Raw genomic sequence first — 6,360 nt, 5'->3', positions numbered from 1 at the left:
AAGTGGAGCATCCCTTTCGCATCATCAAATGTCAGTTCGGATTCCGGAAGGTCTTCTACCGAGGTATCCGCAAGAACGACCTCAAGCTGAAGTTGCTCTTTGCCCTGGCAAACCTTTGGATGGTTCGGGAACGAATACCTGATCCAGCGTAGTACAAGGGTTTAGTGAGTCTTAAAGGTCGACATTCATCCAAATATCAAAACAAAATGCATGCTGGAAACTGCCTGAACGTCTCTGCAAGGACTGGAGTGAGTGAATGGGGGCAAATTCTGCTCAGCATCGTCTCATTGACGAGAATGAGACTAGGTTTTATGGGTTAAGCCGTCTTGATCAGAGTTTCCCTAGATGTTTGGCTTGAAGAAGCACCTGAGGATGTTGCCGGCATTGCGCGAGCCCTGGGAGATATTGCTCGAGCCAAGGGTATGTCACAAGTGGCAAAGGATGCTGGCCTTAGCCGAGAGAGCTTATACAGGGCACTTAGTTCCGAAGGAAATCCTAGTTTCGCGACAGTACTCAAAGTAGCCAAGGCTCTTGGGTTGCGGCTTCACGCACAGGCCATTGATTAAGACGGCTAACAAGCCCTCCGAGTGGACAGGTCACAACAAGTTCACTTCTAGCATCAGATAAGCCTTGCCCACCACTCAGAGCAGCCTCGATTGTACTTTTCTGCCAAGTTATTCCATAATCAGCAACTACTGGATCACCTATCGTGGGATGGTGGGATAAACCAGTTCAGTAAATCGATGACCTTTGGCTGGCCGCAGCAGTGCAGCCTTCAGCCGGCATCTCTACCCTCTACACAAGACTGATCTACTGCCGTGACGCTCACCACGATTCCCTTCCCGGTCCTGCCGACTGCCGCCCGAGCCCTGTCGCGTGGGCTGTGTGGATTGATGGAGGTCGACGGCGGACCCACAGCTGAACAGCAACGTGTGTTCAGGGCCCTGGCCACCCATCTCCTTGGGCAGCAGAGCACCACGCTGGCGACGATCGAGCCCCTCAGCCCCAACCAACTGGCTGAGGAGCTGGTGGATTCCGTCTGGCGTCGGCTGTTTCTTCAGATGGCCATCATCCTGGATCTTTGCCGGCATCCCAAGAGCGAAGCGCAGCTGAAGCAACTGGAAACCTATGCAGAAGCCCTGCGGATCGATCCACCACAACTCGAGATCGTGCGCGACTTCGCGCATCTCTCCGCAGCGGAGGCAACGGCCAAGTTCATTCGCATGTACGACAAGTACATGCCAGAACTCTCCGAGCATCAGGATCATCAGACTGGCAGCGGCAAGCAGGAGTACGACGATTCCTTCTTCGAAGCCATCGAACGATTGGCTGAGATGCCCTACGGCAGCCTGGGGTGGGCCTTCATCCAGCTCTATGAGCGCAACGGCATGACCGTGCCGAGTCGCAATACGCCGAATCCCGGGTACTACGTCTGCCATGACATGAATCATGTGATCAGCGGCTATGAACCCACAGGCCCCGGGGAAATTGCCCTGGGTGCGTTCAAGCTGGCCCTGAACAACAGCGATGCCAACTGGATGGCCTCACTCACGAATTTCCTGATCCATGAGGTGGGTCTGTTCAAGCACGGCACCGATCTGCAGTTCATCCCCTACGGCGGCGGTGGAGAGCCTTATCACGGCGTAGACGGCCGCCGCGGCGCTCTCGACCTTCCCGGCTCGGCGGAACTCTTGGCGGAATCTCTCGTGCGGGGAGCGGCCTGCCGGGGAGACTTCAGCCAGCTGGATCATCTGGCCATCGCCGCGGAACCGCTGCTGGAGATCCGCCGCCGGTTTCACGTTCTGCCGATGCGGAAACCCATGATCGATCAGCCCGATTTCTGGCCCAGCAACCACTGAGATGATCATCAGAAGACAATGCTCTCAGCTGCCTCAAGGCCAAATACCTTCTTCTGGAAACATCAACCATGAGAGCCGTCGTATGTGAGCGCTACGGATCACCTGAAGTGCTCCACCTCGTTGATGTGGCCAAGCCCATCCCGGCAGCCCATGGGGTGTTGATCCAGGTCAGAGCCACCACAGTGAGCTCCGGCGACTGGAGGGTCCGCAGCCTGGAGGTGCCTGCCGGTTTCGGGCTGATCACGCGCCTGGTGTTCGGCTTCTCGAAACCGAGGCAACCGATCCTGGGAAGTGAGCTGGCCGGAGTCGTCGAAGCGGTGGGTGGGGAGGTGAGTCGCTTCAAGGTCGGTGATCCGGTGGTGGCCTTCAGCGACACCGCCATGGGTTGCCACGCGGAGTATGTCTGCCTGCAGGAGGATGGTCTGCTGGCCCTCAAGCCTTCCAATCTCAGCTTCAGTGAAGCTGCCGCGCTCTGCTTCGGTGGCACCACGGCCCTAGCTTTCCTGCGCAAGGCCAAGGTTCAGCCAGGAGAGCGCGTCCTGATCAATGGCGCTTCAGGCAGCGTCGGCACAGCTGCGGTGCAGCTGGCACGACACCTGGGAGCCGAAGTGATCGGGGTGTGCAGCGAAGCCAACCTGGAGCTGGTGCGTTCCCTGGGGGCTGGGCAGGTGATCGATTACCAGCAAACTGATTTCAGTCAGAACGGTGACACCTACGACGTGATCATCGACACCGCCGGCACGGCACCTTTTGCCCGCAGCCGTGGCTGCCTCAGGCCGGGAGGTCGTCTGGTGCTGGTGCAGGCGGGGCTGGCCGCCATGCTGCGCAGTATCTGGCAGACATTCAGCAGTGACAAGACGGTGATCGCCGGTCCGGTGAGTGTGCGGGCCGGCCTCGGCCAGCTCGCCGAGCTGGCCGAGGCCGGGGTCTACAAACCCGTGATCGATCGCCATTACCCACTGGATCAGATCGTGGCCGCCCACCGCTATGTCGACAGCGGCCGCAAAAAAGGCAATGTGGTGATCACCCTGGATCCTCAGTGCTGACTTCCGCGCCCTCGAGCAGCTGATATCGACAGGCCAGCCGGCACGACTCCCCGGGAGCCACCTCCAGCCGCCGCTCACCACTCACCAGGGCGCCCCGTGGAGCTGTCCAGGGCTCCAGGCAGACCATCGAGCGTGGGGGATCGCTCCAGACTACGGCCAGATCGAAGGGGGCTTCGGCCTGGAGCTCCAGGACCACACCCGCTTGGCGGTCCAGCAAACGCACCGGACCAGCGGGCTGAGCCAGCAGATCCACCCCCTGCTCCAGCCCCTCCAGCAGCGGGGTGGTGGCGGCAGGAGCCATGGTGCCGTGGTCGAAGCAGCGCTCCGGCAGGCCCTCCAGCGACGCCATCGCCAGTGAGGTGACGGCGAAATACGGGTGCAGCCCGAAGGCGAACGGCAGCGGATCCACACCGGGGTTATGCAGCTCCACCGTGATCGCCAGCCCCCCTGGCACCGGGCGCAGCTCCAGCTGCAGCCGGAAGGGGAAGGGGAACATGGCCTGGCTGGCGGAGCTGTCAGAGAGAGTCAGGCGCACGCCCACAGCTCCTGGCAGCTCCTCCAGATCCCAGGGCAGATCGCGGGCAAATCCGTGCTGCTTGAGCGTGAATACCCCCTGCGGCAGCGGCAGCTGATCAGCTGGGAGATTGCCGCAGATCGGAAACAGCACCGGCATGCCGCCCCGCACCGAGAGGGCCGGATCGGCGAAGCGGGCCTCGTCGAGATACAGCAGCTCACGGCCGTTGCAGCGCCAACCGCTGAGCAACCCGCCTCGCTCCGGCACCAACCGCAGCAGATCACCGCCTGCGGCAGCGCTGAACTCCCAGTGGGGGTGGGGCGTGGTGCGTTGGGTCAGGGGCATGGGACCTCAGGCAGCGGGCAAGCTCGCGAGCCACTCCAGCAGAGCGGCGTTCACCTGCTCGGGCACTTCATCGTGGGGGCAGTGTCCGGCGTCGAGCACCACCTCGCTCGTGGCGGCCGGAGCGTGGCGCTGGAAGGCGGCGCGGCGGCCGGCGGCGTTGATCCAGGGGTCGCGGATTCCCCAGAGCAGCAGCAGGGGTGCCTGAAGCTCGGCAAAGAGTTCATCGAGCGGCTGGCCACGGGGAATGTCGAAGACGGTGCGGAACACCCCGAAGGCCCCAGGATCCAGCGACGGCCGCCGGATCGCCTCCACCAGCTCGTCGTCCACGTTGCTGCGATCGACATAGACCTGATTGAGTGTGCGCCGGATCACGGCCGGGCGGCGCATGTTCTCGAACAGCAGACGCTGCAGCAGCGGGCTGCGCAACAGGGCGCCACCGATAGTGCGCTTCGTGATCGCGCCCCAGCCCTTCGGTTCGGCCTGCTCGTCACTGAAGGGGCCAGCGGCATTGATCAGCACCACCCCGGCCGCCTCGCTCCCCAGGGCCGCACCCGCCGCCAGAGCGGCAAAGCCCCCGAGAGAATTGCCCACAAGCACCGTGGGCCGACCGATCCGCTCGCGCACGTAGGCCACCAGCTGATCCCGCCAGAGCGCTCCGCCATAGGAAAGACCCGAGGGTTTGGCACTGCGGCCGAAGCCCAGCAGGTCGAGGGCATGAACCTCATGCCGTTCGCTCAGCACGGGGATGTTGTACCGCCAGTGGTCGGTAGAAGCGCCGAAGCCGTGAACCAGCAGCAGCGCCGGACCCTGGGGCTGCTTCGGTCGGCTGGCCAGGGCATGGACCCCGTGACCGTCATGGGTCCAGGGCTCGGGGCGGATGCCGATCAACGCAGGCTTGGCTTGGTCGTCGATGCTAGGGATCAATTCGGTGGGTTCGCTCCGTGCTCGACTGGTCAAGCCTGCTGCCGGGAACGGCCCTGTGGGCCCTGGCTTTGTATCTGCCCCTCTCTGTGCCGCTGGCCCGTCTGGATGAGGCCCTGGCTGAAGGACCGCTCCCTGAAGGCCTGCGCGTGATCGTGCTGCTGTTGAGCAGCGTGTTGCTGGCGTTCGCCGTTGGGGGGATCACCCAGCTGGCGCTGGGCTGGGCCCTTAGCCCGAGCTGGGCCGCCAGCCTCGGGCTGATGGTGGTGCTCGCCGGCGCGTTCTGGACGATCGCCTCCCGGCGTGACGAGAGCTGAGCCTCAGGCAGGTTGTTCAGCCAGCTTCTCCTCGCGGCTGAGCACCACCCGCAGCAGGATCGGGGAAAGGAAGGTGGTGCCGATCACCATCAACAGAATCGCCGCCTCCAGTGCCGGGGTGAGCAGACCGGCCTGGGTGCCCAGACCAAGGAAAATCAGGCCCACTTCACCGCGGGGCATCATCCCCAGGCCCACCACCAGGCGGTTGGTCTTCTCCTTGCTGAAGTAAGTCCAGCCGGAGGCCACCTTGCCGGCGATCGCCACCACCAGCAGGAAGGCGGCCATCACCAGGCCGGGGCGGTTGGCGGGATCCATCGGGTTGAGCACAGACAGATCCATGCTGGTGCCGATCAGCACGAAGAAGATGGTGGCAAACAGTGATACCAGGGGCTTCACCGTTTCCTGAATGGCGTGTGTGTTGCGTGATCCGCTCAGGATCAGACCAGCGGCAAAGGCGCCAAGAGCCGCTTCAAGGCCGATGGCCTGGGCGGCGAAACAGCAGAGACAGAGCACCACGAAGGAAGCCACCACCACTTCACCGGGGGCTTTGAGCCGATCCAGCAGCCAGTCGAAGGCGGGGGCCGCCGTGCGGCTCAGGAACAGGGAAACACCCACAAACAGTGCTGCTGCCACGAGCAGCTTCACGATCGGGCCGACCTCGAAGGCTCCTCCACCGGCCACGGCCACCACCACGGCCAGGATGACGATGCCGAGGATGTCATCGAGAACAGCGGCACCGATCACAGTCTGACCTTCGCGGGTCTTGAGGTATTTGAGTTCGCCGAAGACACTGGCGGTGATGCCGATGCTGGTGGCGGTCATGGCCGCACCGGCGAAGATCGCTGGAATCAGCGGAACGTGGAAGAAATACAGCAGTCCTAAAGTTCCCATCGCAAAGGGCAGAACCACACCCGTGCAGGCCACCGTGGTGGCCTGGGCTCCCACCGCCACCAGCTCGTCGAGCTCACTCTCGAGGCCCGTGAGGAACAGCAGGGCGAACAGGCCAAGGGTGGCCACCGCCTGCAGGTTGGGGAAAGTCTCGATGTAGATCGACTCGACCGCATCGGGCGACAGCGATGAGAGAGAAGCCACCGCGGAAGTGAACCAGTTGCTCAATGCCGCTCCGGTTTCAGGAGGGAGAATCAGGTGCAGGCCTGAGAGGCCGATCAGCACCCCCGCCACCAGCTCACCAAGGATGGTGGGGAGCTGGAGCCGGACCATGATCTCGGCAAGAGTGCGCGCGGCCAGGAAAATCAGCAGAAAACGGCCGACCCCGATCAGGGTTTCGGCCACCTCCACATTGTGATTCCCGATTTCAAGCAGGAGAGTCGGAAAAGTCATTCAGGCCGGTGTGGCGG

Annotated in this window: 7 protein-coding genes and 1 pseudogene; 5 read left to right on the top strand and 3 right to left on the bottom strand. The window is 62.8% G+C overall.

Features of this window, described 5'->3' with window-relative positions:
• The 4 genes and pseudogenes from CJZ82_RS19060 to CJZ82_RS13180 form a co-directional block, all read left to right on the top strand.
• Positions 1 to 152, top strand: a pseudogene (locus CJZ82_RS19060) (IS5/IS1182 family transposase); the annotation flags it as partial.
• Between the two features lie 174 nt (positions 153 to 326).
• The gene (locus CJZ82_RS19390; protein WP_198949771.1) at positions 327 to 566 is read left to right on the top strand and encodes an addiction module antidote protein; all 240 of its coding nucleotides are present in this window, start codon (positions 327 to 329) and stop codon (positions 564 to 566) included.
• 252 nt (positions 567 to 818) lie between these two features.
• A complete protein-coding gene (locus CJZ82_RS13185; RefSeq protein ID WP_143593668.1) occupies positions 819 to 1,859 on the top strand; it encodes a hypothetical protein in 1,041 nt (346 codons plus the stop codon).
• Between the two features lie 68 nt (positions 1,860 to 1,927).
• Positions 1,928 to 2,905, top strand: coding sequence for an NAD(P)-dependent alcohol dehydrogenase (locus CJZ82_RS13180; RefSeq protein WP_094556226.1), 978 nt, complete (start codon positions 1,928 to 1,930; stop codon positions 2,903 to 2,905).
• On the opposite strand, the gene CJZ82_RS13175 is transcribed toward CJZ82_RS13180, so the two are convergent.
• Positions 2,883 to 3,764, bottom strand: coding sequence for a galactose mutarotase (locus CJZ82_RS13175; protein ID WP_094556225.1), 882 nt, complete (start codon positions 3,762 to 3,764; stop codon positions 2,883 to 2,885). The genes CJZ82_RS13180 and CJZ82_RS13175 overlap by 23 nt on opposite strands.
• Positions 3,765 to 3,770: 6 nt before the next feature.
• Positions 3,771 to 4,688 carry an alpha/beta fold hydrolase gene (locus CJZ82_RS13170; RefSeq protein WP_369820066.1) on the bottom strand — a complete coding sequence of 306 codons (918 nt, stop codon included), beginning with the start codon at positions 4,686 to 4,688 and terminating at the stop codon, positions 3,771 to 3,773.
• Positions 4,689 to 4,705: 17 nt separating this feature from the next.
• Between CJZ82_RS13170 and CJZ82_RS13165 the strand changes: the two genes are divergently transcribed.
• Complete coding sequence (locus tag CJZ82_RS13165) at positions 4,706 to 5,002, top strand: hypothetical protein (protein WP_094556223.1); 297 nt, start codon at positions 4,706 to 4,708, stop codon at positions 5,000 to 5,002.
• Positions 5,003 to 5,005: 3 nt separating this feature from the next.
• Here the strand turns inward: CJZ82_RS13165 and CJZ82_RS13160 are convergent, their stop codons facing one another.
• Positions 5,006 to 6,343 carry a cation:proton antiporter gene (locus CJZ82_RS13160; RefSeq protein WP_094556222.1) on the bottom strand — a complete coding sequence of 446 codons (1,338 nt, stop codon included), beginning with the start codon at positions 6,341 to 6,343 and terminating at the stop codon, positions 5,006 to 5,008.
• Between the last annotated feature and the right edge of the window lie 17 nt (positions 6,344 to 6,360).

Origin of the sequence: Synechococcus sp. 1G10 (assembly GCF_002252625.1) — a bacterium.
Classification (GTDB): domain Bacteria; phylum Cyanobacteriota; class Cyanobacteriia; order PCC-6307; family Cyanobiaceae; genus Regnicoccus_A.
Note: the sequence above shows the minus strand (reverse complement) of the source record. Positions and strands in the feature narration are given on the sequence as shown.

Bases quoted from the DNA above. Each gene is read 5' to 3' on its own strand.
- CJZ82_RS13180 (WP_094556226.1), top strand. From the start codon at position 1,928: ATGAGAGCCGTCGTATGTGAGCGCTACGGATCACCTGAAGTGCTCCAC.
- CJZ82_RS13175 (WP_094556225.1), bottom strand. From the start codon at position 3,764: ATGCCCCTGACCCAACGCACCACGCCCCACCCCCACTGGGAGTTCAGC.
- CJZ82_RS13160 (WP_094556222.1), bottom strand. From the start codon at position 6,343: ATGACTTTTCCGACTCTCCTGCTTGAAATCGGGAATCACAATGTGGAG.